Annotated in this window: 22 protein-coding genes; 14 read left to right on the top strand and 8 right to left on the bottom strand. The window is 62.8% G+C overall.

From position 1 onward, the window contains the following. Positions 1 to 19: 19 nt before the first annotated feature. From tcuB to FGK64_RS03225, 4 genes are read right to left on the bottom strand one after another with little or no spacing between them, the layout of a single operon-like run. Positions 20 to 1,123: a tricarballylate utilization 4Fe-4S protein TcuB gene (gene tcuB, locus FGK64_RS03240; protein ID WP_138862346.1), complete on the bottom strand. Its 1,104-nt coding sequence runs from the start codon at positions 1,121 to 1,123 to the stop codon at positions 20 to 22. Continuing rightward, positions 1,113 to 2,501 carry an FAD-dependent tricarballylate dehydrogenase TcuA gene (tcuA, locus tag FGK64_RS03235; protein ID WP_138862345.1) on the bottom strand — a complete coding sequence of 463 codons (1,389 nt, stop codon included), beginning with the start codon at positions 2,499 to 2,501 and terminating at the stop codon, positions 1,113 to 1,115. Before tcuA ends, tcuB begins: the two co-directional genes overlap by 11 nt. Next, positions 2,498 to 3,394, bottom strand: a complete 897-nt coding sequence (locus FGK64_RS03230) for an NAD(P)-dependent oxidoreductase (RefSeq protein ID WP_138862344.1) — start codon at positions 3,392 to 3,394, stop codon at positions 2,498 to 2,500. Before FGK64_RS03230 ends, tcuA begins: the two co-directional genes overlap by 4 nt. Further along, positions 3,394 to 4,356, bottom strand: a complete 963-nt coding sequence (locus FGK64_RS03225) for an SMP-30/gluconolactonase/LRE family protein (protein ID WP_138862343.1) — start codon at positions 4,354 to 4,356, stop codon at positions 3,394 to 3,396. Before FGK64_RS03225 ends, FGK64_RS03230 begins: the two co-directional genes overlap by 1 nt. A 71-nt stretch (positions 4,357 to 4,427) precedes the next feature. On the opposite strand from FGK64_RS03225, the gene FGK64_RS22320 reads away from it, so the two are divergent. The 9 genes from FGK64_RS22320 to FGK64_RS03185 all read left to right on the top strand — a co-directional run bounded on the left by FGK64_RS22320 (position 4,428) and on the right by FGK64_RS03185 (position 11,859). Further along, entirely contained in the window at positions 4,428 to 4,916 is a 489-nt protein-coding gene (locus FGK64_RS22320; RefSeq protein ID WP_210236536.1) for a hypothetical protein, read from the top strand. Continuing rightward, positions 4,913 to 5,584, top strand: a complete 672-nt coding sequence (locus tag FGK64_RS03215; protein ID WP_246057665.1) for an alpha/beta fold hydrolase — start codon at positions 4,913 to 4,915, stop codon at positions 5,582 to 5,584. Before FGK64_RS22320 ends, FGK64_RS03215 begins: the two co-directional genes overlap by 4 nt. Then, on the top strand, positions 5,584 to 5,796 hold the full coding sequence (locus FGK64_RS22460) for an alpha/beta fold hydrolase (protein ID WP_246057664.1): 213 nt from the start codon (positions 5,584 to 5,586) through the stop codon (positions 5,794 to 5,796). The genes FGK64_RS03215 and FGK64_RS22460 overlap by 1 nt, the downstream gene beginning before the upstream one ends. A gap of 23 nt (positions 5,797 to 5,819) precedes the next feature. After that, positions 5,820 to 6,986: an ABC transporter substrate-binding protein gene (locus FGK64_RS03210; protein WP_138862342.1), complete on the top strand. Its 1,167-nt coding sequence runs from the start codon at positions 5,820 to 5,822 to the stop codon at positions 6,984 to 6,986. Between the two features lie 66 nt (positions 6,987 to 7,052). Beyond that, the gene (locus tag FGK64_RS03205) at positions 7,053 to 7,916 is read left to right on the top strand and encodes a branched-chain amino acid ABC transporter permease (RefSeq protein ID WP_138862341.1); all 864 of its coding nucleotides are present in this window, start codon (positions 7,053 to 7,055) and stop codon (positions 7,914 to 7,916) included. Beyond that, positions 7,913 to 8,881 (top strand): branched-chain amino acid ABC transporter permease, encoded by a 969-nt coding sequence (locus FGK64_RS03200; protein ID WP_246057663.1) that lies wholly within the window; start codon positions 7,913 to 7,915, stop codon positions 8,879 to 8,881. Before FGK64_RS03205 ends, FGK64_RS03200 begins: the two co-directional genes overlap by 4 nt. Continuing rightward, entirely contained in the window at positions 8,878 to 9,651 is a 774-nt protein-coding gene (locus FGK64_RS03195) for an ABC transporter ATP-binding protein (protein WP_138862340.1), read from the top strand. Before FGK64_RS03200 ends, FGK64_RS03195 begins: the two co-directional genes overlap by 4 nt. Beyond that, positions 9,641 to 10,354, top strand: coding sequence for an ABC transporter ATP-binding protein (locus FGK64_RS03190; RefSeq protein ID WP_138862339.1), 714 nt, complete (start codon positions 9,641 to 9,643; stop codon positions 10,352 to 10,354). Before FGK64_RS03195 ends, FGK64_RS03190 begins: the two co-directional genes overlap by 11 nt. A 26-nt stretch (positions 10,355 to 10,380) precedes the next feature. Further along, a complete protein-coding gene (locus FGK64_RS03185) occupies positions 10,381 to 11,859 on the top strand; it encodes an aldehyde dehydrogenase (protein WP_138862338.1) in 1,479 nt (492 codons plus the stop codon). A 274-nt stretch (positions 11,860 to 12,133) separates the two neighbouring features. On the opposite strand, the gene FGK64_RS03180 is transcribed toward FGK64_RS03185, so the two are convergent. Genes FGK64_RS03180 through FGK64_RS03165 form a run of 4 tightly spaced genes read right to left on the bottom strand, consistent with a single transcriptional unit; the run spans position 12,134 to position 19,530 of the window. Next, positions 12,134 to 13,963 (bottom strand): acetyl-CoA hydrolase/transferase C-terminal domain-containing protein, encoded by a 1,830-nt coding sequence (locus FGK64_RS03180; protein ID WP_138862337.1) that lies wholly within the window; start codon positions 13,961 to 13,963, stop codon positions 12,134 to 12,136. Further along, positions 13,956 to 16,013 carry a 3-hydroxyacyl-CoA dehydrogenase NAD-binding domain-containing protein gene (locus FGK64_RS03175; RefSeq protein ID WP_138862336.1) on the bottom strand — a complete coding sequence of 686 codons (2,058 nt, stop codon included), beginning with the start codon at positions 16,011 to 16,013 and terminating at the stop codon, positions 13,956 to 13,958. Before FGK64_RS03175 ends, FGK64_RS03180 begins: the two co-directional genes overlap by 8 nt. After that, a complete protein-coding gene (locus FGK64_RS03170) occupies positions 16,010 to 17,293 on the bottom strand; it encodes an acetyl-CoA C-acetyltransferase (RefSeq protein ID WP_138862335.1) in 1,284 nt (427 codons plus the stop codon). Before FGK64_RS03170 ends, FGK64_RS03175 begins: the two co-directional genes overlap by 4 nt. After that, a complete protein-coding gene (locus tag FGK64_RS03165) occupies positions 17,290 to 19,530 on the bottom strand; it encodes an acyl-CoA dehydrogenase (RefSeq protein WP_171053955.1) in 2,241 nt (746 codons plus the stop codon). Before FGK64_RS03165 ends, FGK64_RS03170 begins: the two co-directional genes overlap by 4 nt. A gap of 144 nt (positions 19,531 to 19,674) precedes the next feature. Here FGK64_RS03165 and coxB point away from each other — a divergent pair, with 144 nt between their 5' ends. The 5 genes from coxB to FGK64_RS03140 are packed head-to-tail and all read left to right on the top strand — an operon-like array spanning position 19,675 to position 25,199. Further along, positions 19,675 to 20,691 carry a cytochrome c oxidase subunit II gene (coxB, locus tag FGK64_RS03160; RefSeq protein ID WP_138862333.1) on the top strand — a complete coding sequence of 339 codons (1,017 nt, stop codon included), beginning with the start codon at positions 19,675 to 19,677 and terminating at the stop codon, positions 20,689 to 20,691. Continuing rightward, positions 20,688 to 23,249, top strand: coding sequence for a cytochrome c oxidase subunit I (gene ctaD / locus FGK64_RS03155; RefSeq protein WP_138862332.1), 2,562 nt, complete (start codon positions 20,688 to 20,690; stop codon positions 23,247 to 23,249). The genes coxB and ctaD overlap by 4 nt, the downstream gene beginning before the upstream one ends. Then, on the top strand, positions 23,246 to 23,650 hold the full coding sequence (locus tag FGK64_RS03150) for a hypothetical protein (protein WP_138862331.1): 405 nt from the start codon (positions 23,246 to 23,248) through the stop codon (positions 23,648 to 23,650). Before ctaD ends, FGK64_RS03150 begins: the two co-directional genes overlap by 4 nt. Next, positions 23,647 to 24,219 (top strand): cytochrome c oxidase assembly protein, encoded by a 573-nt coding sequence (locus tag FGK64_RS03145; protein ID WP_246057662.1) that lies wholly within the window; start codon positions 23,647 to 23,649, stop codon positions 24,217 to 24,219. The genes FGK64_RS03150 and FGK64_RS03145 overlap by 4 nt, the downstream gene beginning before the upstream one ends. Continuing rightward, the gene (locus FGK64_RS03140) at positions 24,216 to 25,199 is read left to right on the top strand and encodes a c-type cytochrome (RefSeq protein WP_138862329.1); all 984 of its coding nucleotides are present in this window, start codon (positions 24,216 to 24,218) and stop codon (positions 25,197 to 25,199) included. Before FGK64_RS03145 ends, FGK64_RS03140 begins: the two co-directional genes overlap by 4 nt. Positions 25,200 to 25,554: the final 355 nt, after the last annotated feature.

The raw sequence follows: 25,554 nt of genomic DNA, 5'->3' as shown, positions 1-25,554 counted from the left end.
GCTGGTGCAATGCAACGATCTACTTGGCTGTCTTGTGGTGCCGCAGGTCGCGGGCGTGACGGGCCAGGGCAAGGTAACGGTAGAGGCCGTGCACGAACTTGCCGTAGGGCATGGTCAGGAAGAATGTCAGCACCGCGCCAAGGTGCAAGGCAAGCAGACCGCCAAGCAGGGTCGTTTCGCCCAAAAGCCGCAACGCCAAACCGGTGGCTCCCGTCAGGAGCAGGATAAGGAGAAAGCCGACTTCCATGCCGCGGAACCCTGTCGCGCCCAATTCAGGCATGCGGCCCCGTTTCGCAGAGAGAAGCCCGATGGGGCCGATGACCAACCCGATCCCGCCGGCAATGCCCAGCAAGGCCGGGCCGCTGTGCCAGGAATAAGGCGCGTGCCACCCCAGGAGGTAGTGATAGATTGTGGCCAGCGAGGTCGCGGCGAAGCAGAGCAGGAAGCCGTAGAAGGTGAAGTGGTGCCACATCCGCCGACGGTCGTCGGGCCTGTCGTCATCGTTGAAGCACCCCATTCCGCCACCGTCGAGATACGTCAGGCGGGCAGCGTCGTGCGCGGCCTGAGCGTGATCCCTGCTGCCGGTCTGTGACGCGCCGGTATCCCGCCAGAACGCTCTGGCGCCCATGGTGATGGCAAGGATCATCCAGGCGAAGGCCGCACCGAAGACGGCGATCATCGCATTGTGGGGCATCAGGGCATAAAAGCGGGCGTCGTCCTGATGGGCGGACCATAGTGCACCCGGATCACTGGCAGCGACGAAGCCTGCGATGAAAAGCGCGGTGGTTACCATCAGGCCGAGCGCAAGCGCCGTGCCATGCCGTGCAAACAAGGGCCTTGCAGCTTTGGGCCAGGCGTATTGCGCGTAACTTTCCGCCCGCACCTGCGCCAGCGTGCCCGGCACGTTGACCGCGAATTCATGCGGCGGCGTGAACTGGCAATCGTGATAGCAGGCCCCGCAATTGTGGCAGAGGTTGGCAAGGTGGTTCAGATCACCGTCGGTGAACGAACGCTTCAGTTCCATCGCCGGAAAGACAGCGCAAAGCCCTTCGCAATACCGGCAGGAATTGCACACCGTCATCAGACGGTCGGCTTCGATCAACGCCGGGGTGCTATGCGACATAAGCGGCGGCCTCCTCTCCGGCGAGGCGACCGAAGACGGCGCCGATCGTCATGCCGATCCCGGCGGCATAGCCTTGGCCCAGCACGTTACCGGCCATGATCTCGCCTGCGGCGAACATGTTCTCGGCCGGTGTACCGTCCTTCATGACCATGCGGGCGCGATCATTCACACGAGTGCCAAGGTAGGTAAAAGTGATGCCTGGCCGCACGGGGTAGGCGTAGAATGGCGCGGTCTCGATCCGCTTCGCCCAGTTCGTCTTGTCGATCCCAAGGCCCTCGGTCCGGTTTCCATCGGGTTCCGTGTGATCGAAGGGGCGTCCTCCGACGACGGCTGCGTTGAAATCATGGATGGTTTCGGTCAGCTGGTGCGGGTCGAGCGAGAGTTTGCCTGCCAGTTCGGCAATGCTGTCCGCCTGCACCGGCGGGTAGAGGGAGGGCATGAATTTCTCCAGGTTGGGCGCGTCGAAGACGATGTAGGCAATCTGGTCAGGCTGTTCGGCAACGAGACGCCCCCAGATGGCGTAGCGTTTGGGCCAGATGTCTTCTCCTTCGTCATAGAAACGCGCGGCGTTCTTGTTGACGACGATGCCGAAGACCACGCAATCAAGCCGCGTGATGATGCCGCCGTCGTATTTCGGGGCGCGGGCGTCGATGGCCACCGCATGGCACTGTGTGGCATCCCCGATCTGCTGGACGCCGTTGTCGATCAGGGCGCGCGTCAGGCTGCCGCGATTGTGGGGCGTTCCACGGATCAGGAAGTTGTCTGCCCTCTCGCCCCAGCCCTGTTTCAGCCAGTCGATATCCGCTTGAAAGCCGCCGCTTGCTGCGATCAGGCTGCGCGCCTCGATCCGGGTCTTGCCTTCAGGGGTGGTCACCGTCGCCGCGCGGAAGCTGCGGCCATCAATCTCGACCTCGGTCACCTCGTGCTCGTAGCGGACTTCGACGCCCAGTCGTTGGGCCGTGCGGTAAAGCGCGTTCAGCATCGACCGGCCACCGCCCAGGAAGAAAGAGTTCGTCCGGCCAAGGCTCAGGGTCCCGCCAAGTGAGGGTTGGAACCGCACGCCCTGTTGCTGGATCCACTCCAGCATGTCGTAGGACCGTTCGATCATCATGCGGGCCAGCGTTTCGTCGGTGTTGCCTGAAGTCACGCGGAGCAAGTCCCGCATGAATTCATCGCCGGTATAAGGCCCGGTCAGCGTGCCTGTCGCCGTGTCATGGGCGCAGCGCATGTTGCGCGTGTGCCGGGTGTTGCCGCCGCGATAGAACTTGGGGGCTTTTTCCAGAACCAGAACGCTGCGCCCCGCGCGCCGCGCCGCGATGGCTGCGCACAGGGCGGCGTTGCCGCCGCCTGCAACCAGAACATCCCACCTGCCTGTCATGTCCGATCCATCAAACGGACAAGGGCAGGGAAGTAGGCATCGCCCAGCCCGGCCTCGCGCGCCTTTTCCATCCTGTCGCGTGCAAGTTCCGCGCCCTGGGCCCGAAACCCGGTGAGCCTGGCCAGTTCAAGCGCATAGCTCATGTCTTTCAGGGCGTAGTCGGTCGGAAAGGCGCCAGTCGGGAAATTATCGGGCAACATTGCCTTCATGCCGTGGTTTCGCAGGGCGAAGCTGTCGGCAGAACCCTTCGAGAGCGTGTCGAACAGAAGCCCGGGATCGACGCCGGCAGCGCGGCCAAGGTTCAGGGCTTCGGACAGTGCGACGACAGTTTCAAACAAGACCATGTTGTTGAGGATTTTGACCACCTGACCGCAACCAACGGGCCCGCAATGGGTGATGTCGGTTGCCGCATAGGCAAGTAGAGGGCGCAGTAGGGCAAAATCATCTTCCGCCCCGCCAACCATGATAGACAGGGTGCCATCCTCGGCGGCTTGGCGGGTCCGGGCAACGGGGGCGTCGCACAAACGGGCACCCTTGGCCACCAGTTCCTCGGCAAGATCGCGCGTCAGCCCGACCGGAGAGGTCGACATGTCGACGATGATCTGGCCTTGGCGCACGGCGGGCAGAATGTCGTGCCTGACCACAGCCTCGACCTGTTTCCCTCCTGGCAACGAAAGAAAGAGAATATCGACGTCTGCCACCATCGCGGACACGCTGTCAGCGGCAATGGCGCCCTGCGCGCATAGCCGCGTAACAGGGGTGTCGGACAGATCGAAGACCCGCATGGGCAGGCCCGACTTGGTCAGGATGTTCCGGCAAATCGGTTCTCCCATGACTCCCAGCCCGGCAAAGCCGAGTGTCGGGGTCTTGGGGCGGACAGTGTGCGCATTCATTACGCCTGGTCTCCTTTGGGAATGGGAATGGACAGAATGGAGGTGCCGCAGAGTGAGCCAAGGTAGGCACGGCTCTCGTCCTTGGAAAAGGCGATTGATGCGATATTTCCCAGGCGGCTTTCGCCGGTGTCGTAAAAGTGCTCGCGCCCCATCCGGCCTTCGCTCAGCGCGGTTTCCACCCGGTCGACAAGCGCGTGGTCGCAGTCTTCCAGTATCAGGCGCGCCGTGCCGTCGGGAGCAACACGCCACAGCCGGTTCGAGACAATACAGGTGACCCAGAGGTTGCCCGCGCTGTCGAACCGGATCCCGTCGGGGAAATCGCCGCGACCGAATTGGGCCAGTGTTCGGCGGTTCGTCAGACCTTCGGTGCCGAAATCGAACCGTGTGATCCGGCGGGAGAACGTTTCCGATACAACAAGGCCTGCACCATCGGGTGTCAGGCGGCATTCGTTGGCAAAGCAGATATCGTCTGCCAGAATCCTCGCTCTGCCATTCTCTACCAGCACGACAAGCCCGTCCGCGACCTTGTCTGAATAGGCTTGGTAACGCGGCTGCTTGATGGTGCTGACCGTGATCCAGATCCTGCCCTGTTCGTCCGTCATGACAAAATTGGCGGCGGCAAGCGGTATGCCCTCGGCTTCCATCAGAACCGGCTCGAGTCGCTCGTCAGCTGTCAGTCGCCAAATCCCGCCGCCTTCACCGATATTCGCGATCAGGGTGCTGCCATCCGGTTGCGGGGCAATGCCATTCGGAGTCAGCTCGGTGCCGTTGGCCATCGCCGGGTTGGGGCCATGTGTACTGATCCGGCCGTCCGGCGTGACGCGGCTGATTCCACGTCCTCGGTGTGACACGACCAGGCCGCCGTCGCCCGTGACGTGAACCGATTCCGGACGGTCCAGCCCGGATCCGATTGGTGTGGCGTCGGCAGCCGACAGCAGGGCGGTGCTCGGTAGGTCACTCATGTGCCGAACCTCCGTATTTATGGACTTTTTGTTCTGATCTGGCGTCGGTGGCGCGGGGGTCAGAGCGGTTTGTGCTCAACGGTTTGCCCGTATTTTTCATTTTCATCTTGCATCCTTACGTATTGGCTATTTATGAAATAGACCAAATGTTCTGTTTTAAGCAACACAAAGCGGGTGGCAAAATGACCGAACACGTCGAAAGCATATTTGCGGCGCTGCCGGATCTTTATCTTCGTCGATCTGATTTGATCGTGAGGAGTAAGGCTGCAAGCGCGGTCTTGTTGCTGGATGCAGGTTCCGATCGTGTCCGGCTTGTTGTTGCGGAACAGATGGTCACGGTTGTTTCGGCTGACGGACCGATGGCCGGCTGGGATATCGCGCTAAGAGCTGATCCCGCGGCTTGGGAGGACCACTGGAAGGCCGTTCCAGCCCCGGATGCGTTCGATATCTTCGGCATGGTGCGCCGTGGACGAATGCGGATCGAGGGCGATTTCGGCCCGCTCATGCGGCACTTGCAACTGATTAAGGATATATTGGCACTGCCGAGGGCGGCGGCATGACTGCGCGTTTCGATCCGATGACCGGGCGTTATTTGCGTCTTGATCTCAACGGGCGGGCCCATCGTGTCTACGTTGAAGAGGCCGGGCAGGGGATTCCGTTGCTGTGCCTGCACACGGCCGGCGCGGATGGGCGGCAGTACCGTGGCCTGATGCTGGACGAGGCCGTGACCTCGCGGTTCCGGGTGATTGCGTTCGACATGCCGTGGCATGGTAAATCCAGCCCACCGGACGGGTGGCAGCACGAGGAATATCGGCTGAGCACGGCAGAATACGTCGGGATGATCCTTGATCTCTGCGCCGCGCTGGAACTGGATCGCCCGGTGGTTCTGGGCTGCTCGATCGGCGGCCGGATCGTGCTGCAACTGGCGGCGGATCATCCCGACACATTCCGGGGGCTGATCGGGGCACAGGGCGCTGCCTGGCAAGAGCCATGGTACGATACCGACTGGCTGCACCGGCCCGATATTCACGGGGGCGAGGTCTGCGCCGCGCTTATTTCGGGCCTGATTGCACCGGGTGGGCAGAAGCCGACCGTCACGAAACCCTCTGGCACTACATGCAGGGCGGCCCCGGTGTCTTCAAGGGAGACCTTTGGTTCTACCGGGTCGACGGAGACCTGCGGGACACGATCGCGCGGATCGACACGACGCGGTGTCCACTGTGGCTGATGGCAGGGGAATACGATTTCTCGTGCCGGCCCGAAGACATGCAAGCCACTGCCGATGCCATTCCCGGCTGTCGCGCCGTGGTGATGGAGCGGCTCGGCCATTTTCCAATGAGCGAGAACTACGGGCAGTTCGCCCGCAGCCTCATCCCGATCCTCGACACGATCGAGGCATCGGCTCCGGCGGTGCAGGGCATCGCGGCGGAGCGCACTTAGCCATTCATGGGAGGAGAACCAAAATGAAACGGAACAGCATTCTCGCGGCGGCCTCGGTCTTTGCGCTGATCTCGGGCGGCGCCATGGCGCAGGAAACGCTGAAGATCGGTGCGCTTGTCACCATGTCCGGCGCTGGCGCAAGCTGGGGCAACGGCATGAAGCGCGCCGCCGAGATGGCGGCGGAAGACGTGAACGAGACTGGCGGCCTCGATGTGGGCGGCACAAAGTACATGGTCGAGGTCATCGCCTACGATGACAGTTACAAGGCCAACGAGGCGGTGACCGCCGCAAACCGCCTCGTTTTCGAAGACAAGGTGAAATACATCATCGGCACTGTCGGTTCGGCCCCGATCCTTGCCATTCAGCCGATCACCGAAGAAAACGGCGTCATCACCATGACGCTGGGTTTCACGGCGCAGGCCCTGACGGCTGACAAACCCTATACCTTCCGCCCCAACCCGACCACGGCCGAGGTGGCGCAGCCGCAGATCGACTGGATCGTGAAGACGCAAGGGGTGAAGACCGTCGGTGCGCTTTTCCCCAAGGACGAGACCGGCGAAGCCATCGCAAAGGATCTTGCCGGGGCCTATGAAAAGGCCGGCGCGACCTTGGCCGCGACCGAGTTCTTCGAACGTGACCGCGTGGATTTCATTCCGTTGCTGACCCGGATCATTGCCCAGGGCGTCGACGCGATCGAACTGGACGGCAACTCGCCGGTGACGGCGGGGCAGATCGTGCAGCAGGCGCGTGACCTTGGCTTCGAGGGCGTGATCCTTCGGACAGGTGGCCCTGCCACGCAGGAAATCGTCAACGTGGCTGGCGAGGCTGCGACCGAAGGCATGTTCGTGCACTCTGCCTTCGACCCCGGCGTGGAAAGCGCCAAGGCCTACGAAGATCGGTATGTCGCGACCTACAACGAGCCGATGAACGGCTTTTCGCCCTTCTTCTACGACGGCACCAAGATGCTGTTCCAGGCGATGCAGGACGCGGGGACGGTCGAGGACACCGAGGCGGTGAAGGCCGCACTTGAAGGTATCTCCGACTATGGAGGCATCCTCGGCACGATGAACTGGACGGGAGAGGATCGTTACGGGATCGCGCATCAGCTGGACAGCCCCTTCTACATTGCCCGCGTGACGGGCGGCCAGGAAGAAATCGTCGCGCGCTGCACCTCTGCTGGTTGCGAATAAGCATCGCCCGGCCGCGCGTTGTTCCTGCACGGCGCGCGGCATTTTTCTGCGAAAGGACCGGCTTCCGTGAGCTTTCTCATCGCCCAGTCGCTGATCAACGGCGTGATCCTGGGAACACTTTACCTCTTGATGGCAATCGGATTCACGCTGGCCTTCGGCGTGATGCGTATCGTCAACTTCGCCCATGGCGAATTCTATATGGTCGGGGCTTTCTGTGCCCTGATCGGCGTCACCTGGCTGGGCTTGCCCTTTCCGGTGACGTTGGCCCTGACGATTGCGGTGGCAATCCTTCTGGGTGCGCTGGTGGAGCGCGTGGTCTTCAGGCCATTTCGCAATGACGAGCTGTCGGGCATGATCGCCTCGCTTGGATTGGCGATGATCCTTCAGCACGGCGCACTGATCCTCTTCGGTCCCGATCCGCAGGCCTTTCCGGCCCTGGTTTCCGGCGTGTTCAAATGGGGCGCGCTGATCGTGCCGAAGTCGCGCGCGCTGGCGCTTGGCGTTGGCATCGTGATCCTGCTGATCTTCTACATTTTCCTGATGCACACCCGGCATGGCCGTGCGCTGCGCGCCATCGTCCAGGATCAGGAGGTTGCCGCCGTTTTCGGTGTCCGGCTCGAAATCATGTACCCGCTTGGTCTGGGTCTTGGCGTGGCGCTGGCCGCTGTTGCGGGCGGGCTGATGGCGCCACTTTTTGGTGTATCGCCCTTCATCGGGGCGACCCCGCTGCTCAAGGCCTTCATCGTGGTGATCCTCGGCGGATTGGGCTCCATCCCCGGTGCGGCGCTGGCCGCGATCCTGCTGGGCTTGATCGAAAGCTTTACGTCGTCATTCGTCAGCGCCTCTGCCGCCGACATCGTGACATTCGCGCTGGTGATCGTGGTGCTGTTGGTGCGTCCCGCGGGACTTCTGGGGAGGGCCGAGGCATGAGCATGTCGGCAACGTCCTCCGCGCCCGCCTTTCAACCGATGACCGTCGTCTGGATTGCGGGCATCGTGCTGGCCGCGCTGATCCCGTGGTTCACGGGCAGCGTCTTTCATTTCCACATTGCGATCATGGTGTGCATCTCGGCCATGGCAACCGGCGGGCTGGCCGTCATCGCCTGGGTCGGGCAGCTGTCACTGGCCCATGCGGCCTTTGCCGGGATCGGAGCCTATACCTCGGTCTTGCTGGTCACGCGGCTCGACGTGCCGGTGCTGCTGGGGCTGCCAGCGGGGGCGTTGGTGGCCGGTGCCGTGGCATTTATCATCGGCGCGCCCCTGCTGCGTTTGCGGGGGGTGTATTTCGTGCTGATCACCTTTGCGCTGAATGAACTTTTTCGCCTGATCATGCTGGATATTCCCGAATTTTCGGGCGGGTCGAGCGGCATCGCGGGCATTCCCAAAATATCGCTCTTCGGCGTCACCCTGTCGAACTACCAGTCGGTCTATCCCTTCGCCCTGTTCTGTCTGGCGCTGGTCATGGGGCTGCTGGTGCTGATCCGGCGCGGGCAGCTGGGCCGGCGCTTTGCCGCGGTCGAGGAGAACCTGGCGTTGGCGGAATCCTCGGGCATTCCTACGGCGAAGACGCAGACTATCGCGTTCACCATCGGCAGCGCCATTGCCGGTTTCTCGGGTGCCTTCCTGGCGCATTACGTCGGCTTCATCTCGCCGGAAACCTTCGGGTTCCAGCTGTCGGTCTCTTACGTGATCATGTTGGTGACGGGGGGGCGGTTGGCGCTCTGGGGGCCTCTGGTCGGGGCTCTTTTTCTTACACCGCTGCCGGAATTTTTGCGGGGTGCGGTAGAGTACCAGCACGTCATCTACGGCGTCGTGCTCATCGCCGTCTTGCGGTTCCTGCCGCGTGGGCTGGCAGGTTTGCCCCGGCAACTGTCGCGGAAAGGAGGCCGCGGATGAACGCGCTTCTTGAAATCAGCGGCCTGACTAAGCGGTTCGGCGGTTTGACAGCCCTGTCGGATGTGAGTTTCGGCGCGTCCGAAGGGGCCATAACAGGGCTGATCGGGCCGAACGGGGCAGGCAAGACGACCTGCTTCAACCTAATCACCGGCACGTTGCCCGCAACATCCGGGACCATCCGGTTTCGGGGGCAGGACATTGGCGGGCTGTCGCCGCACAAGGTGGTAGAGCATGGGCTGGCGCGGACCTTTCAGGCCGCGACGACCTTCCCGGCAGCAACGGTGCGCGAGAACATCCTGCGCGGGGCGCTTCTGCGCCATCCGCTTGGGCTGGGGGCTATGGTCTTTGGCGGCGCGGCGGCGCGGGATGCGGAACGCAAGGCGCGGCAGACTGTCGACGAGGTCATGGAGGCGCTCGACCTGACCGAGCACGCGCACCGGGAGGCCGGCACGCTGGCCTATGGGCATCAGAAACGGCTTGGCGTGGCGATCGGTCTGGCCACGCGGCCGGGTCTGCTGTTGCTTGATGAACCTGCGGCGGGTTTGAACCCGGACGAGGTGGACCGTTTCGCGACCATGCTGAAAGAGATCCGTACCCGGTTTGGCCTGTCGGTGTTGATCGTCGAACATCACATGCGGCTGATCATGCGGATCTGCGATCATATCGTCGTTCTCGATCATGGCGAAAAAATCGCCGAAGGCGCGCCGGAAGCGGTGCGCGATGATCCGAAGGTGATCGAAGCCTATCTTGGAGCAGATCATGCGAAGTGACCTTTCCGTCCGAAATCTTGTCGTGAACTACGGGCCGGTGCGCGCCTTGCATGGGGTAAGTTTCGATGTGCCCGAAGGCCAGATTGCCGCGCTTGTCGGGTCGAATGGCGCCGGCAAGAGCACGGTGCTGAAATCCATCTGCGGCCTGCTGAAGCCGGTGGAAGGCGAGATACGCGTGGGCGAAGAGGTAATGAAACCTCGTCCCGGCGATCCACTGCGCCACGGTGTTGCCCTGTCGCCCGAAGGCCGCCGACTTTTCGGTCGGCTGTCGGTCGAGGAAAACCTGATGATGGGCGCCTATACCGTCAAGGACGCCGCCGCGCGGGATGACATGCTCGACAGGGTTTACGGCTATTTCCCGCGCCTGAAGGAACGGCGCCGCCAGATGGCGGGGTCGCTCTCGGGCGGGGAACAGCAGATGTGCGCCATCGGAAGGGCGTTGATGGCGCAGCCGCGCGTGCTGCTGCTGGACGAACCCTCGCTTGGCATCGCGCCCATCATCGTGGCAGAACTGGCGAAGATCATCGAAGAGATCAGCCGGGATACCTCCATGACGGTTCTGCTGGTCGAACAAAACGCCCAGATGGCATTGTCGATTGCCGCGACCGGTGTTGTGCTTGAAACCGGGAATGTTGTCCTGACCGGCACCGGGCGCGAGCTGCTGGCAAGCCCGGAGGTCCGGGCAGCCTACCTGGGAACCTGAATTCGGAACATCGGAAGGAAACGACCATGTCGCTTCTCGCAAAAGAGGCCGGAATTCCACCGGTAGATCAGACACAGGACCTTTTGATCGCGGGACGCCCCGTGGCAGGGGATGGCCCGCCGCTTGATGTTTTCAATCCGGCAACCGGCGCTTTGCTCGGGCGGGTCGGAACCTCGAGCCCGGCGCAGGTTTCCGCAGCCATCGCGGCAGGCCGGGAGGCATTGATAGAAACCGGATGGTCGGCTTTTCCCCCGCATGAGCGCGCGCGCGTGTTGTCCCGGGCCGCCGACGAGATCGAGCGTCAGGCCGACCACCTTGCCACTCTCCAGATGTCAGAAAACGGTAAGACCCGCAAAGAGAGCCACGCTCAGGCCATCTCGGCCGCCGGCATCTTTCGATATTACGCAGCCGTTTGCGAATGCAGCGAAGAGGCCATGCCTCCAGCGCGGGGCGATTATTTCACCATGCAGGTCCATGAGCCGGTTGGCGTGGTCGCGGCGCTGACGCCGTGGAATTCGCCCCTGACAATGGGCGCGCAAAAGATCGCCCCCGCGCTGGCGGCGGGCAATGCCGTGGTTTTGAAGGCGGCAGAAACAACCTCCTTCGTAACGTTGGCGCTTGGGCAATGCGTGGTCGAAGCCGGGCTTCCGCAAGGGCTGCTCTCGGTCATTGCCGGGGGGCGTGAAACTGCGGTGGCCCTTGTCGAGGACCCGGGCATAGGGCTTATCAGTTTTACAGGCGGCACCGCCACCGGGCAAAGCATTGCGCGCGGGGCTGCGGACCGGCTGGTTCCATTGATCCTCGAATTGGGGGGCAAATCACCGCATATTGTTTTTGCCGATGCAGACCTTGAAGCTGCGGCCAAGGCCGTTGCAAACGGGATCTTCGGAGGCACCGGACAGTCTTGCGTAGCCGGATCGAGGTTGTTCGTTCAGGCGTCGGTGGCGGATCGGTTCCGCGCCCTTCTGATCGCCGCCGCCGGGGCGATGACGCTTGGTCCGCCGTCCGACCCGGACAGCGTGATCGGTCCGTTGTCGTCCTTCGCGCATCGCGACCGCGTCGAGGCCTTCGTGGCCGCTGGTCTTGAGGCTGGCGGGAAGGTTCTTTTCGGGGGACAGCGCCCCGAAGGCGACGCCTTTGCGGAGGGCGCCTATTACCAACCGACCATTATCGGCGGGCTCGATAATTCCGCTACTATCGCGCAGGAAGAAATCTTTGGGCCGGTGCTTTGTTTCATGACATTTGAAGACGAGACCAGTCTGATCGCCGCGGCGAATGACAGTGCATACGGACTTGCCGCCGGTATCTGGACGCAAGACTATCGCCGCGCCTGGCGGGTTGCGCGTGCAATCGAGGCGGGAACGGTCTGGATCAACACCTACAAGCAACTGTCCATCGCCGCGCCTTTCGGGGGCTTCAAACTTTCGGGTGTTGGCCGCGAAAAGGGGCTTCAGGGGATGCGCGCGTACCAGCAGACGAAAAGTGTCTATTGGTCGACCACATAGACGCTGCTGGAACGCCGCGTTTTACTGCTGGTGCGAGACGACGCGCGTAGAGAGGAATTACGCCTTCGGGCTGTTCTTGGCCTGACGCTCGGCCGATGTGCCGAAGAGGGAACATTTGATCTACGTTATCACCGGAAGCTGGTCATGGTGTGGCGCTTACCAAGCAACGCGTGGCACCTGCCGATCGGGCTGCCGCAATCGATACGACTAGCGTCCACGTCTCGCGCTTTTTCCTTTGGCGACTTTCAGCAGAGTGCCCTGCCAGAGCGTAGGATCAGCGCGCGTCACCACGTCCACGATAGAGTTGGCGCGCTGCACCTGTCAGGGCATAGGACATCGCGCGTTCCTTCATCCCTTTTGGGTTGTCCAGTCCCAGCCGTGCGAGCAGACCATCAGGCTTGTCTGACGTCATGCCAACGAAGATTAGCTTGGCCATATCAAAGCTGTTGCCCTTGGCATCGGACAACACGCCAAGCGCCGGAAGCAAGCGGCGTTCTGTTGCGTCAAAGTCAGTGCCGAAGGGAAACTCCGGCAGATCGAACGGGCTTAACCATTGCCTGATGGTATCAGGCATGTTTCGCCTTGCACTGTCCGGCAGTCGATACTCGGCAGCGATCTTGCCGGCGGATTTCGCCCGGTCGAGCAGGTCATCCTGAAATCGGCTGTCGGTGATGGCGAGCATCCGGGCGATTGCATCTTCGTCGCGTTGTCCGCGCAAATCGGCGATCCCGTATTCGGTGACAATGATGTCGCGATAGGCGCGCGGCACGCTTTCATGGGGATGGTCCCACACAATGTTGGACACCGTTTTGCCCTTGCTGGTGCGGGTCGCGGGCAGCGTCAGGATGGATCGGGCACCGTCGAGCGCAAAGGCCTGTTCGATAAAATTGAACTGACCGCCGATCCCGCTGACCTCCTGCGCAGAGGAGGTGATGTCGCTGACGGCGCCGCCCAGAAGCGTGACTTTCATGGCCGCATTGACGAAGCGGGCGTTGGTTCGGGCGGCACGTTTTGCACGCTCATCGCCATAGAGCTGGTTGGTGAAGCTGACGGGCATCATGCGGATTTTGTCGCGTTGTGCCTTGGGCAGCGCGCGCAGGCGGTCGTAGAAGTCACGGCAATCGACGAAGAACCCGGCATGGATCGCGGCGCCGTCCACCTCGCGCCTGATGACGCCTTGTTCGAACAGGTGAAGCAGGCCATCAACCAGCATTTCCGTAACGCCGTAAAGGCCTTCGTCAAACGGCCGGTCTGCGTCAAAGCCTGTTTGGGCGAACGGATTGGCTGCATGGATTTTCGGGAATTCGCCGGATTGTCGCAACAGCAGCGCGTTGGCGACCGCATCGCCAATGGCACCGATACCGATCTGGAGCGTACCGCCATCAGGAACCGTACTGGCGACATTCAGGCCAATCGCGTGTTCCGTCAGGCCGATCGGGCGTTTCACGACCGAGAAAAGCTCGAAGTTCGAGCCCGGGTCGAGGCAGAGGTCGACCTCGTCGCGGGGCACGTGCGCCTCGGGGCCGGACATTGCCGGCAGGTTCGCGTTGGTTTCACCCACGAGCAGAAAGGTCTGCCGCCCCTCGCGCCGGGCGCGCAGCAGATCGGCAGAGATGTCGGTGTTGCAGGACAGGCTGTAATCGTCACCGAACGGCGCCAGAAGCTGCATCATCACGTTCGGTTGCCACGCGGCAAGTACGTTATAGGCATGTGTGTAGTTCGACGCGATATAGCGCCGCTGCATTGCGGGCACGCCGATCCACCGCCCAGCCAGCAGAAAGAATTCGGAAACTTCGATGTTCTTGGGAAGCCTGTCCTCACGCATCATCGTTGCGTAGTCCAGAGCAGGGTAGCGGCCAAACAGCCTGTCTGCTGCGGGTTCCAGAAACCGTCGGGTCATATCTTCGGCCATGTCTGGCCGCTCGAGAGTCAGGGCCGTCAGTATCGACAGCCGCGTGTCGGGGCGGTTCGCGACAGCGCGGGTAAGCGCATTGACGAGCGTGACAGGCTTGCCCAGGCCAAGCGGCAGGGCAAGCCGGATGTCACCCCCTGTAAGATTGATGATCTCGGCGGCGATGGCGTCGGCTGTCTGCGGGTCAGCCAAGGTCGTTCCATCCCGGGTCCGGTTCAAAGCGCGGGCCGTGTTTCTCGGCGAGCCGCCGGAGGACATCGGGCACGTCGCGGCGCACTTTCGCATATTGCAGCGGGCCACCGCGGAAGGGCGCCCAGCCTGTGCCGAATATCATCGCCGCGTCGATTGTATCCGCATCGGGCGCAACGCCCTTGCGCAGCACCTCGACCGCTGCGTTGCACATGGGAAGGATCAGGCGGTCGATCACCTGGTGGTCCGGGTCATCCGCAGGCTCTTTGGGCGGGTCTTCGCTGTCGTAATCGTAAAGTCCCTTGCCAGCTTTCTTTCCGGTCTCGCCATTTTCAACCTTCTCGCGGAGCCAGTCCGGCGTCTCGGCCACCGGCGTATCAAGGCCCTTCCGCAGCGATCGCCCGACCTCGAGGCAGATATCGAGCCCGACCTGATCCGCCAGCGTGACAGGACCCATGGGCATCCCGAACGCCAGCGCGGCCCGATCTATGGCGACCTTGTCGTGGCCCTCATCCAGCATCAGGATCGCTTCCATCATGTAGGGCGCGAGGACGCGGTTGACGAGAAAGCCCGGGCCGTCGGTGACCCGCGCGGGCAGACGGTCGATGCCTGTCGTGAACGCGGCCAGCCTGTCCAATGTATCCTGTGAGGCCAGATCGTGCGACACAACCTCGACCAGGGGCATGCTGCTGACCGGGTTGAAGAAATGCAGCCCCGCAAAGCGCGCCGGGTCAGGTGCCGCATCGACAAGCGCGGCGAGCGAGAGGCTCGACGTGTTGGTCGCCAGGATCGCGTCGGGCTTCATCGTGTTGGTGAGTTCGGCATAGATCGCCTCCTTGACGGCGGTCTTCTCCGGTCCGGCTTCGATGATCAGGTCGGCCCGCGCGCGGCCCAGGCGGTCCGGGTCGGGGATCAACCTGTCCAGCGCGTCGCGCGACTTGATCCCGCTCAGATGCTTGCGCTCATATATCCGGGTGGCACGGCGGATTGTTTTGCCCAAGGGGGTCAGGTCGACATCCTCGATCGTCACCCGCTTGCCCTGCATGGCAGCCCAGGCCGCGATCTCGCCGCCCATGGCACCCGCGCCGATGACGTGGACATGGCTGATGCCGTCCTCGCGTTTGCCGGCGGCCTTCAACCGCTGCCGCAAGAAGAACACCCGGATCAGATTTTGCGCCGTGGTGCTGTCCAGCAGCGTGGTAAAGGACTCGATTTCGGCTGTCTGCATGTCGTCCGCGTCGCCACCATGATCTTCCCATAGGTCGATCAAGGCGAAGGGGGCAGGGAAGTGTCTGCGCGGCGCCTTTTTCTCGCTTTCCGATCGCATCCGGGTTGCCGCCAGACTGCGCGCAGCGCGTGTGCGCAGGGCCGAGGCGCGCAAGCTGCCATCGTGGTCCATTTTGCCTGAGGCGGCTGCCGCTATGGCCGCAGCAACGTGCCGCTCGGGCACGAGCGCGTCGATGATGCCAAGCGACTTGGCCCTGCGGTCATAGGCGCTGCGACCGGTCAACATCAACTGCATCGCTTCCACCGGGTCGATCAGGTTGGTCAGCCGGACTGTCCCGCCAAGGCCGGGATGCAGGCCCAGCTGGATTTCAGGAAAACCCAGCTTGACGCCGTCCACGCCGATCCGGTGGTCGCAGGCAAGCGCCAGTTCGAAAGCACCGCCAAGCGTTGTGCCGTGCACGACAGCGACGGTGGGAAAGGGCAGGGCGGCCAGTTTGTCCAACACGGCGTGCCCCTGGTGCAGCATGGCCTTGGCGTCTTTACCCCGGAGGTTTTCAAAGCCGTCGATATCCGCGCCTGCGCCGAATCCGCCGGGCTTGGCCGAGCGGATCACCAGAACGTCAGGGCGGGCCTGCTTGCCGTCGTCCAGAAGAGTGTCCAGTTCCCGCAGCACAGCTTCCGAAATGACGTTCGTTCCGGTGTCGGCGCAGTCGAGCCAGAGGGTCAGCGTACCGTTCTGCTCCTCCCGTCGCCAGTTCAGCGCCCCGGGCGCTTTCGGAGCTTTGGTGCTTTCATCCGGGGTGATTTCATCAAGAACGTCGGTCATGCGGCCTCCAGCAGCATGGCGCCGCCTTGTCCGCCGCCGATGCATTCCGTTGCAATACCGCGCGTGGCGCCGCGCTGTTTCAGGGCATTTGCCAGATGCAGAACGATACGGTTGCCGCTGGTCCCGACCGGATGACCAAGGCTGATCGCTCCGCCGTCGATGTTCAGGCGACCTCGGTCGATGCGGCCGAAGGCGCTGTCATAGCCAAGCACCTCGCGGCAGAAACCGTCGTCCTTCCACGCGGCGAGGCAGGCGAGCACCTGTGCTGCAAACGCTTCGTTGATCTCCCACAGGTCGATGTCTTCACAGGTCAGGCCATGGCGCTGGGCCAACGGCGTTGACGCCAGAACAGGACCCAGCCCCATGATGCCCGGGTCAAGCGCGGCCCATTGGCTGTCGACGATCCGGGCAATCGGGTCCAGCCCGTGGGCTTCGACCGCGGTTTCCGATGCAAGGATCACCCATGATGCGCCGTCGGTGATCTGGCTGGAGTTGCCCGGCGTGACCTTGCCGTAGGGCTTCTCGAACGCCGGGTCGAGTTTGGCCAGCGTGCCGACCGAAGAGTCGGGGCGCAAGCCATCGTCGTGTTCATGCGCTTCACCGTCGCGGTCGAAGACAGGCAGCACTTCGCCTGTCAGGCGGCCCTCAGCCTGCGCGGCGGCAAGGCGTTTGTGGCTTTCGACCGCATAGGTGTCGGCTGTCACGCGGTCGATATTGAAACGATGCGCCAGCACTTCCGCCGTCTGTCCCATGTTCAAGGACGTGATCGGGTCGGTCAGCCCACGCTCCAGCCCTATGATCGGGGAGAAGAAATCCGGTCGGATCTCGGCGATCGCTTTCGCCTTGTCCAAAGGCCCTTTCGCCTGCGCCATCCGGCCGAACCATTCGGTGGCGTCCCGGCTGTAGACCAGCGGCGCATGGCTCAGCGCCTCGGTGCCGCCCGCAAGGATCATCTCGTGACTGCCATCGCGGATATAGCGAAAGGCCGTATCGATGCTCTGCATCCCCGAGCCGCAGTTGATCTGAACGGTAAAGGCAACCTGCTGTTCGCCCATGCCAAGGCGCAGCGCAGCGACGCGGGCCGGGTTCATTTCGTCCTGAATAACGTTCACACAGCCAAGGATGACAAGGTCGAAGGCCGTTGCCGGAAAGGGCTGGCGCATCAAGAGGGGGCGTCCGGCCTGTACCGCAAGATCGACGGGGGTGAACGGGCCGGGCTTGCCACGTGCCTTAAGGAATGGCGTGCGGGCGCCATCAACAAGGTAGACAGGGCGGCTCATTCTGCGGCCTCCGGCCAGGTGGACCGGCGGTTCATGTCGGGGAAAAGCTGTGCCAGTTCTTCGGGCGCATATTCGTCCACGGCGACAACTTTTTGAACCGCGTCTTCGGCCCGCTTCAACTGTTCGAATTCGGCATCGGTCAGAATACCTGCGTCGAGTCCTTCGCGTGGCGACTTGCGGGCAGAGCGCAGCCGTTTCGTAATCGGCTCGGCCTCGAGTACAAGCTTGAAGGCCGTGTCGAGCAGGCCGAGGCCGCTGTCTGGCTTGGGCGGATGTGCGCCCCATACAAGGCGATCCCGCGATGCATTTGGTTCATAGACCAGTTTGGCCACGGCTTCGGTGACCTTGTCAGATGGCCCGCGCGTATGCGCACCCGGCCGCAGGATCGGGCGCAAGACCCAGCCGACCCATTTTGCGGGCATGTTGGCGATGGTTTCGTCCAGCGCCCTGCCAATGCGGGCAAACCCTGTGTCGGCGGCGTGGTGCACAAGCGGCAGATCTGCCTCGTGACGGCCTTCATCTTCCCAGCGTTTCAGGGCGGCTGCGATCAGATACATTTCCGACAATGCATCGCCAAGCCGGGCCGAGATCATTTCTTTCCGCTTCAACGCGCCGCCCAAGGTCAGGAATGCCATGTCAGCGGTCAGGGCAAATGCCGCGGACCAGCGCGACAGGCGCCGATAGATCGGCGCGACCTTGCCGGCATCCGAGGGCGCATTGCCACGCCCCGTCCAGGCCGACCACCCGGCACGGAAGGTCGTGCGAACGGAATGGTTCACATGGGCCCAGAAATGCGTATCAAACGCGTCGAGCGATGCGTCTTCGTCGGGTTCCTGAAGGGCCTGCATCTCTTTCAGAAGGTGAGGGTGGGCGCGGATGGCGCCCTGACCGAAAATGATCAGGTTGCGGGTCACAATGTTGGCGCCTTCGACGGTGATGCCAATCGGGATGGTCCGGTAGATCGGTTGCAGGTAGTTCAGCGGCCCGTCGATCACGGCCTTCCCCGAATGCACATCCATCGCGTCGTTGATCGCGTCGCGCATCCTGTCGGTCGCGTGGTATTTCATGATGGCCGAGATCACGGCCAACTTGTGCCCTTCGTCCAGCGCGGCGGTCGTCAGCCGCCGACCGGCGTCGATGACATAGGCGCTGGAGGCGATGCGGGCCATCGGCTCTTGCACTCCGCCAAACAGGCCGATGGGCAGACTAAACTGCGTGCGGATACGGGAATAGGCACCGGTTGTATGGGCCGCCATCGCCGTTGCTGCGGCCGAGAGCGAGGGCAGCGAGATACCGCGCCCGGCGGCAAGGGCGCTCATCAGCATCATCCAGCCCCGGCCGGCATACTCCGGGCCGCCGATGATATGGTCGAGAGGAATGAACACATCCTTGCCGGTTGTCGGGCCGTTCTGGAACATGGTGCCCGAGGGCAGGTGCCGCCGCCCGATTTCGACCCCGGGCAGATCCGTCGGAACCAGGGCGCAGGTGATCCCGATATCTTCCGTCTCCCCCATCAATCCGTCGGGGTCGCGCAGCTTGAACGCCAGACCAAGAACCGTACAGACGGGCGACAGCGTGATATAACGTTTGGCCCAATTCAGGCGAATGCCCAACACCTCTTCGCCATTCCACTGGCCAGTGCAGATTACGCCGTCATCGGTCATCGCCGATGCGTCAGACCCGGCATCTTCGCTGGTCAGGCCAAAAGCGGGCAGCTCCTCGCCGCTGGCCAGTCGCGGCAGCCATGCCGCCTTTTGGTCGTCGGTGCCGAACTGAAGGATCAATTCGCCCGGGCCAAGAGAATTGGGAACCATGACCGTTACGGCAGCAACGACAGAATGGCTGGCGATGTAACGGACGACTTCGGAATGGGCATAGGCCGAGAATCCGAGCCCGCCGTGCTGTTTCGGAATGATCATGCCGAAAAACCCGTTCTCGCGCAGGAAATCCCAAGCCTCTGCCGGGAGGTCGCCGGTGTGGTGATCTATCTCCCAAGGGTCGACCATGTCACAGAATGCGCGGCAGGGCCCTTCGATGAACGCGGTTTCCTCGTCGTTCAGCTGCGGCGCTTTCATGTTGCGCAGCATGGCCCAGTCGGGTTTGCCTGAAAACAGTTCGGCTTCGAAGTGGACGTCGCCGGAGTTGATCGCCTCTGCTTCGGTGGCGGACAAGGTGGGAAGAACCCCTTTGGCCCACTTGTGGATGGGGCGGGTGAGGTAACGTTTCCGAAATGACATCTGCACTCCTCCTATGCTGGAAACGCTTGTGCTGCGAAGGAGGTTCCTGCCGCGGCATCGACTGACCCGAGTGTTCTTGCTTCGCCCCGGCGGTGCGCGTTGAGCCGACAGGGAACCTTTCCGCGCTGTTCACGTTCTCGTGCTATGGTCGTGATTGAGGGCGATCCACTCGCCTGCCGCCGTCGGTGCGGACGAATTCTGAGGTTGTGCGTCCCGATTTTGGCTGTGGCCGGGTGCGGGGGGGAACAGTCATCGCTGAATCCCGCCGGACAAGACGCGATTTCAATTTCCACGCTGTTCTGGGTGATGCTGGCCGGGGCCGTCGTGCTTTGGCTGCTGGTGAATGGCGCTTTCTATTACACCTCTAAGGTCAGACCTGGCGCATTCGATCAGCGCCACGCCCGCAACATCCTGATCGGTGGCGGTATCGTTCTTCCGGTTGTCGTGCTGACCGCACTGCTGGTTTGGGGCCTGAGCATTCTGCCCGACCTACGCCGCCCGGGCGACGGGCTGGTGATCCGGGTGACGGGCGAGCAGTGGTGGTGGCGTGTGGAATATTGGCCCGAGGGCGCGGATGCGCCGGTTGTTACGGCCAATGAAATCCGCTTGCCTGTCGGGCAGAGAACCGAAATCCACCTGACGTCGGACAAGGTGATCCATTCGTTCTGGATACCGGCGCTTGGCGGCAAGATGGATATGTTTCCAGGCCGCGAGACGATGATCAGCCTCGCGCCTGAAAAGGTTGGAACATATCGCGGGCAATGCGCCGAATTTTGCGGGGCCAGCCATGCGTGGATGGCCTTTGCGGCAGTTGTCATGGAAGAGGGCGCATTCGACCAATGGCTTGCAAATGAGGCCGCCGATGCTGTGGAACCCGTGTCCGAGGCGGCAGAACGCGGTGCGAAAATATTCCTCACTGAAGGCTGCGGCGCATGCCATGCGGTGCGCGGCACCGATGCCGTCGGTCAAGTCGGTCCCGACCTGACCCATGTCGGCAGTCGCCAGACGCTGGGGGCCGGGCGGATAAAGGTCACGCTGGACGACCTATCCGACTGGATCAGCCACACGGACCTTCTCAAACCCGAGGTAAAGATGCCGAGTTATGATCTGGAACCAGAACAGCTTTCCGATCTGGCGACATATCTGGAGGGGTTGAAATGACACCCTCCACTGGTCTGCCGCAGCCCGGGGGGCCGTATCCGCCAACCGAGGAAATGCTGGCCGTGCCGGTGCCTCAGGAGGTGCAGCAGGCCCAGGCGCGCCGGTTGCGGGCCGCATGGGAGACGCCGAAGGGATGGCGCTACGTCACGGCCGTAAACAACAGCGAGGTCGGCAAGTGGTATTGCCTGACCGCGCTGGTCTTCATGTTGCTCGCCGGTGTGATGGCGCTGATCATCCGGTTGCAACTGGCGGTGCCGGAAAACGATCTGGTCTCGGCCGACCGGTTCAACCAGCTGTTTACCATGCACGGATCGGCGATGATGTTCCTCTTCGCCGTCCCGATGTTCGAGGCGGTGTCGATCCTTTTGCTGCCGGGGATGCTGGGCGCGCGGGACATGCCATTTCCGAGGCTGTCGGCCTTTGGCTACTGGTGTTTCCTGATCGGGGGCGTCTTTGTCATCGGCTCGATCTTTTTCGACGTCGCGCCGCGTGCGGGATGGTTCATGTACCCGCCACTGGCGACAAAGGACGAAGGACCGGGGTCAGACATCTGGCTACTGGGCCTGTCGTTCATCGAGGTTGCCTCTATCGCGGCGGCGGTCGAACTGATCGTCGGTACGCTTAAATGCCGCCCGCCTGGGATGCGGGTGAACATCATGCCGCTTTACGCCTGGTACGTTCTGGTTGTCGGTGGGATGATCCTGTTCGCCTTTCCGCCGCTGATCGCGGGGGATTTCCTGTTCGAGCTCGAACGCTCGTTCGACTGGCCGTTCTTCGATCCGACGCGGGGCGGTGACCCGATGCTATGGCAGCATCTGTTCTGGATCTTTGGCCATCCAGAGGTCTACATCATCTTCCTGCCGTCCATTGCGATTGCCGCGATGGTGATCCCGACGGTCGCCCGTCGTCCGATCTTTGGATATTCGTGGATCGTTCTGTCAGCCGTGGGCACGGGGTTCCTGAGCTTCGGCCTGTGGGTTCACCACATGTTCACGACGGGATTGCCCTCGATCTCGCTTGGCTTCTTTTCGGCTGCGTCCGAGGCGGTGGTGATCCCGACGGGCATCCAGATCTTCGCCTTTCTCGCCACGCTGATGGCGGGCCGGGTGAAGATGACTCTGCCGATGCTTTGGATTTCGGGCGCGCTGGCGATCTTTACGATAGGTGGGCTGACCGGCGTGATGCTGGCGCTCGCGCCCTTCGATTTTCAGGCGCATGATACCTATTTCATCGTGGCACATCTTCATTACACGCTGTTCGGTGGCATGGTCTTTCCGGTGATCGCCGGGGTCTACTATTTTTTCCCGTTCATCCAGAAAAAGCTGCTGTCGGAGCGGCTGGGAAAATGGGCCTTCTGGCTGACCTTCAGCGGCTTCAACCTGTGCTTCCTGCCGATGCATCTGACCGGGCTTTGGGGGATGCCGCGCCGGGTCTATACCTATCCAAGTGGGCTTGGGTGGGATTGGCTCAACCTGATCTCGACCGTCGGGGCCTTTGTCATTGCCGCGGGCTTCGCCACCTTCGTCTGGGATTTGATCCGGCCCAAGCACCGGCAGGCGCAGATACTGCGCAACCCTTGGGGCGGCGGCACGCTGGAATGGACCCATGACGTGCCCGAAGAAGCCTGGGGCGTGCGCTCGATCCCGCATGTGTCAACGCGCTATCCGCTGTGGGACCAGCCCGACATGCTGGCGCGGCTGGACGCAGGGCGCTACTATCTGCCCGACGCTGAAGAGGGCAAACGCGAGACGCTGGTGACCTCGGTCATCGACGCAGCACCCGTGCAGGTTCAGCGGGTGACCGGGCCAACATGGATCACCCTATGGGCTGCGGCCTTCACGGGCGGGGCATTCATCTTTCCGACGTTTCACTGGTATCCCCCCGCGATCATCAGCGGCGTGCTGGCGATCTGCTGCATCATCTGGTGGCTGTGGACCGCCACGGCGCAGGTGCCCGAGGCAGACAGCAAGGATGCGGGGCTTGGCCTGCGCCTGCCGACCTATGCGGCGGGTCCTGCCTCTGTCGGGTGGTGGGCCATGTGGATCACCATGCTGGGGGATGCGACGGCTTTTGCGTCTTTGGTGTTCGGATTCTTTTTCTACTGGACGGCGTCGCCCGATTTTCCGCCCGATGGCGCGGCCCATGCGGTGCCGGGCCTTGTCGCCTTGGCGGCAGTTGCCTTTGCGCTGAACTGGGGGCTGATGGTCGGGGCGCGCTGGCTCAACCGGCACGAGCGGGTGGCCCTGGCGCGGGCCTGCCTTGGTGTCGCGCCGCTGATGGCGGCAAGTGGCACGGCGGCGCTGGTTTGCGCGGTGATTGATCTGGAGCCGACGGCGCATGTCTATCCGGCTATCCTGTGGGCGCTGGCGATCTGGATCGCGGTCCATTCCGGGGCCGGGGTAATCATGCAGCTGTATTGTCTGGCCGGATCGCTCTTCGGCAAGCTGACCCCGCGCTATGATGCGGACATCTGGAACGTCTCGCTCTTCTGGCATTTCGTCACGATCTCGGCTCTGGTGACCTGCGCGGTTCTGGGCCTGGCACCGGGGGCGCTATGACGGACGAGCATCAGCCACGCCGGGACGAGGACGAACGCGAATTCGCCGAGGAACAGGCGAGCCTGTTCAAGATCACGCTCGCCCCCCTGATCTGGGCGGCGCACTTCGTTGCTTGTTATGGGCTGGTTGCGGTCACCTGTGCGAAGGGTTGGGACATCGACGCAGTTCGGATCGGGCTGCTGGTGTTCAGCGCCCTTTCGCTTGGTGGCATCGGGTGGGTCGGGTGGGCGGCCTGGTGGCAGTGGAACGTATCGCAGACCCGCGACTATGTGAACCGAGGCGGGCGGGCTGAGGACCGGCACCATTTCCTGGGCCATGCGGCGTTTCTTCTGTCGATCATTTCGCTGATCGGGGTGGTGTTCGTTTCCCTTCCGCTCGTTCTGATCGGGGGATGCCAGTGAAGCCGGTGTACCTTTTTCCCGCGTTGGCGCTTCTGGCCATGATCTGGCTGGCCCCTCTGGATCGGCTCGTGCCAGCTTTTGCCGCTCACATGGTGCGCCATATGGTGCTGGTGGCCCTGGCCGCGCCGCTGATCGTTCTGGCGTTGCCGAACATCGCCGATCGGGCAGCGGTGCCGCCACTGGCCGCAGCGCTTGCAGAATTCGTCGTGGTGTGGGGCTGGCATTTGCCCGCCGCCCATGCGCTCGGGCGGTTGCAAAACCTCGGTTTCGCGGCAGAGCAGGCAAGTTTCCTTGCTGTCGGCCTGATGGTCTGGGCCAGCTGTCTGCGGCGCGACCAGCCGCTTGCCGGGGCGGGAGGGCTGTTGCTGACCTCGATGCACATGACATTGCTGGGGGCGCTGTTGGTTCTGGCGCCGCGCGACATCTATGCCGATATCTGTGGCACCGCGTCGGACCTGTCGGGACAGCAAATCGGGGGCATGCTGATGCTGGCCATCGGAACGCCGATTTACCTGATCGCGGGCCTGTGGCTGACCGGGCAGGCGTTGCAGGAAAGGCGGCAGGCATGAGAGGTTTGACAACTCTGGCGCTTCTCGCCGGGCTTGGCCTTGGGGGGGCTGCGGCCGTCGTGGGTTTCGGTCTGTTCAACGTGTCTGCTCAGGTGGGCCATTTGCCCGGCGTTACCTGGGTGCTGCATACCACCTTTCGCAATTCCGTCAGCCTGCGCGCCCCTGCGGATGACGAGGTGCCTCCGCTGAGCGATCCCGACCTTGTCTCACTTGGCGCAGGTCACTACGCAACCGCCTGCGCGATGTGCCACGGCGCGCCGGGCGAACCGCGCAGCGCCACCGCACGTTCGATGCTGCCCGCCCCGCCGCCGATCACAGAAGCCGTCGCGCATTGGGAGGCGAACGAGTTGCACTGGATCATCCAGAACGGGGCGAAGATGACAGGCATGCCGGCCTGGCCCGTCGAAAAGCGGGAAGACGAGGTCTGGGCCGTCGTTGCCTTCCTTGTTGCGATCAAGGGCGGCACGGCGCCGGATGTGCCGTCGCCGACCCTGACCGGGACGGCTTATTGCCAAAGCTGCCACGGAGACATCGGTGGCCCGGTGCCTCGGCTGGACATTCAGCCCGCCGACTACCTCGAAGCGCAGCTTGACGCCTACCTGACCGGAAAGCGGCCAAGCGGGATCATGGCGCAGGCGGCAACGCACGTGCCAGAGAACAGCTTTGCGGAACTGGCAGCTTACTTCTCATCCAAGCCAGCAGCACCGGTGCCGGGTCTGGTGCCGGAGGAGGGGCTTGGCGCGGCGCTGGCGGCGCAGGGTACCCGCGACGTGCCTGCCTGCCTTGCCTGCCACGGTGGGCAGGAGACCGGCAAGGGTCCCCGCCTGTTTGGACAGAACGAAGCCTATCTTGTGTCTCAGCTCACGCTCTGGCGGAACGGTGTCCTCAGCCATGATGCGCTTATGGCCGCGGCAGCGCGGGAATTGACTGATAAAGAGATCACAACACTGAGCCGCTATTTCGCAAGCGTCGGCCGATAGGCAGCGAGATCTCCTGTTGTCATATCCCGGAGTCCTTTCTGCGCTTTACTATCAACGGCGACGGTCGTGCACCGTTCCAAACGCGGCAGTCTGCTGAAGGCAACTTTCCGCTGCGATTTTCGGCAGAATGTGGCGTTGCGATTATCGGAAAATGTTCCCGGGCAAATGCGTCGGCAGCTATTGCATGGTGCCGCATGCCGGAATGCACCGGGACTTTGATGTTCAATGGTTAGCTGTAGCCCGGGCGATCACCTCGCCCCGTGAGGCGTGTGAAACGGTCGCCCACGGCAGACGCCATCACGTATTGGTATGTTCCGAACAGTCAGTCCTGTTCCACAGCAAGACGGTTCGATGC

The organism is Arenibacterium halophilum, assembly GCF_005938225.1.
GTDB classification, from domain to species: domain Bacteria; phylum Pseudomonadota; class Alphaproteobacteria; order Rhodobacterales; family Rhodobacteraceae; genus Arenibacterium; species Arenibacterium halophilum.
This window is presented reverse-complemented; position numbering and strand designations above follow the sequence as displayed.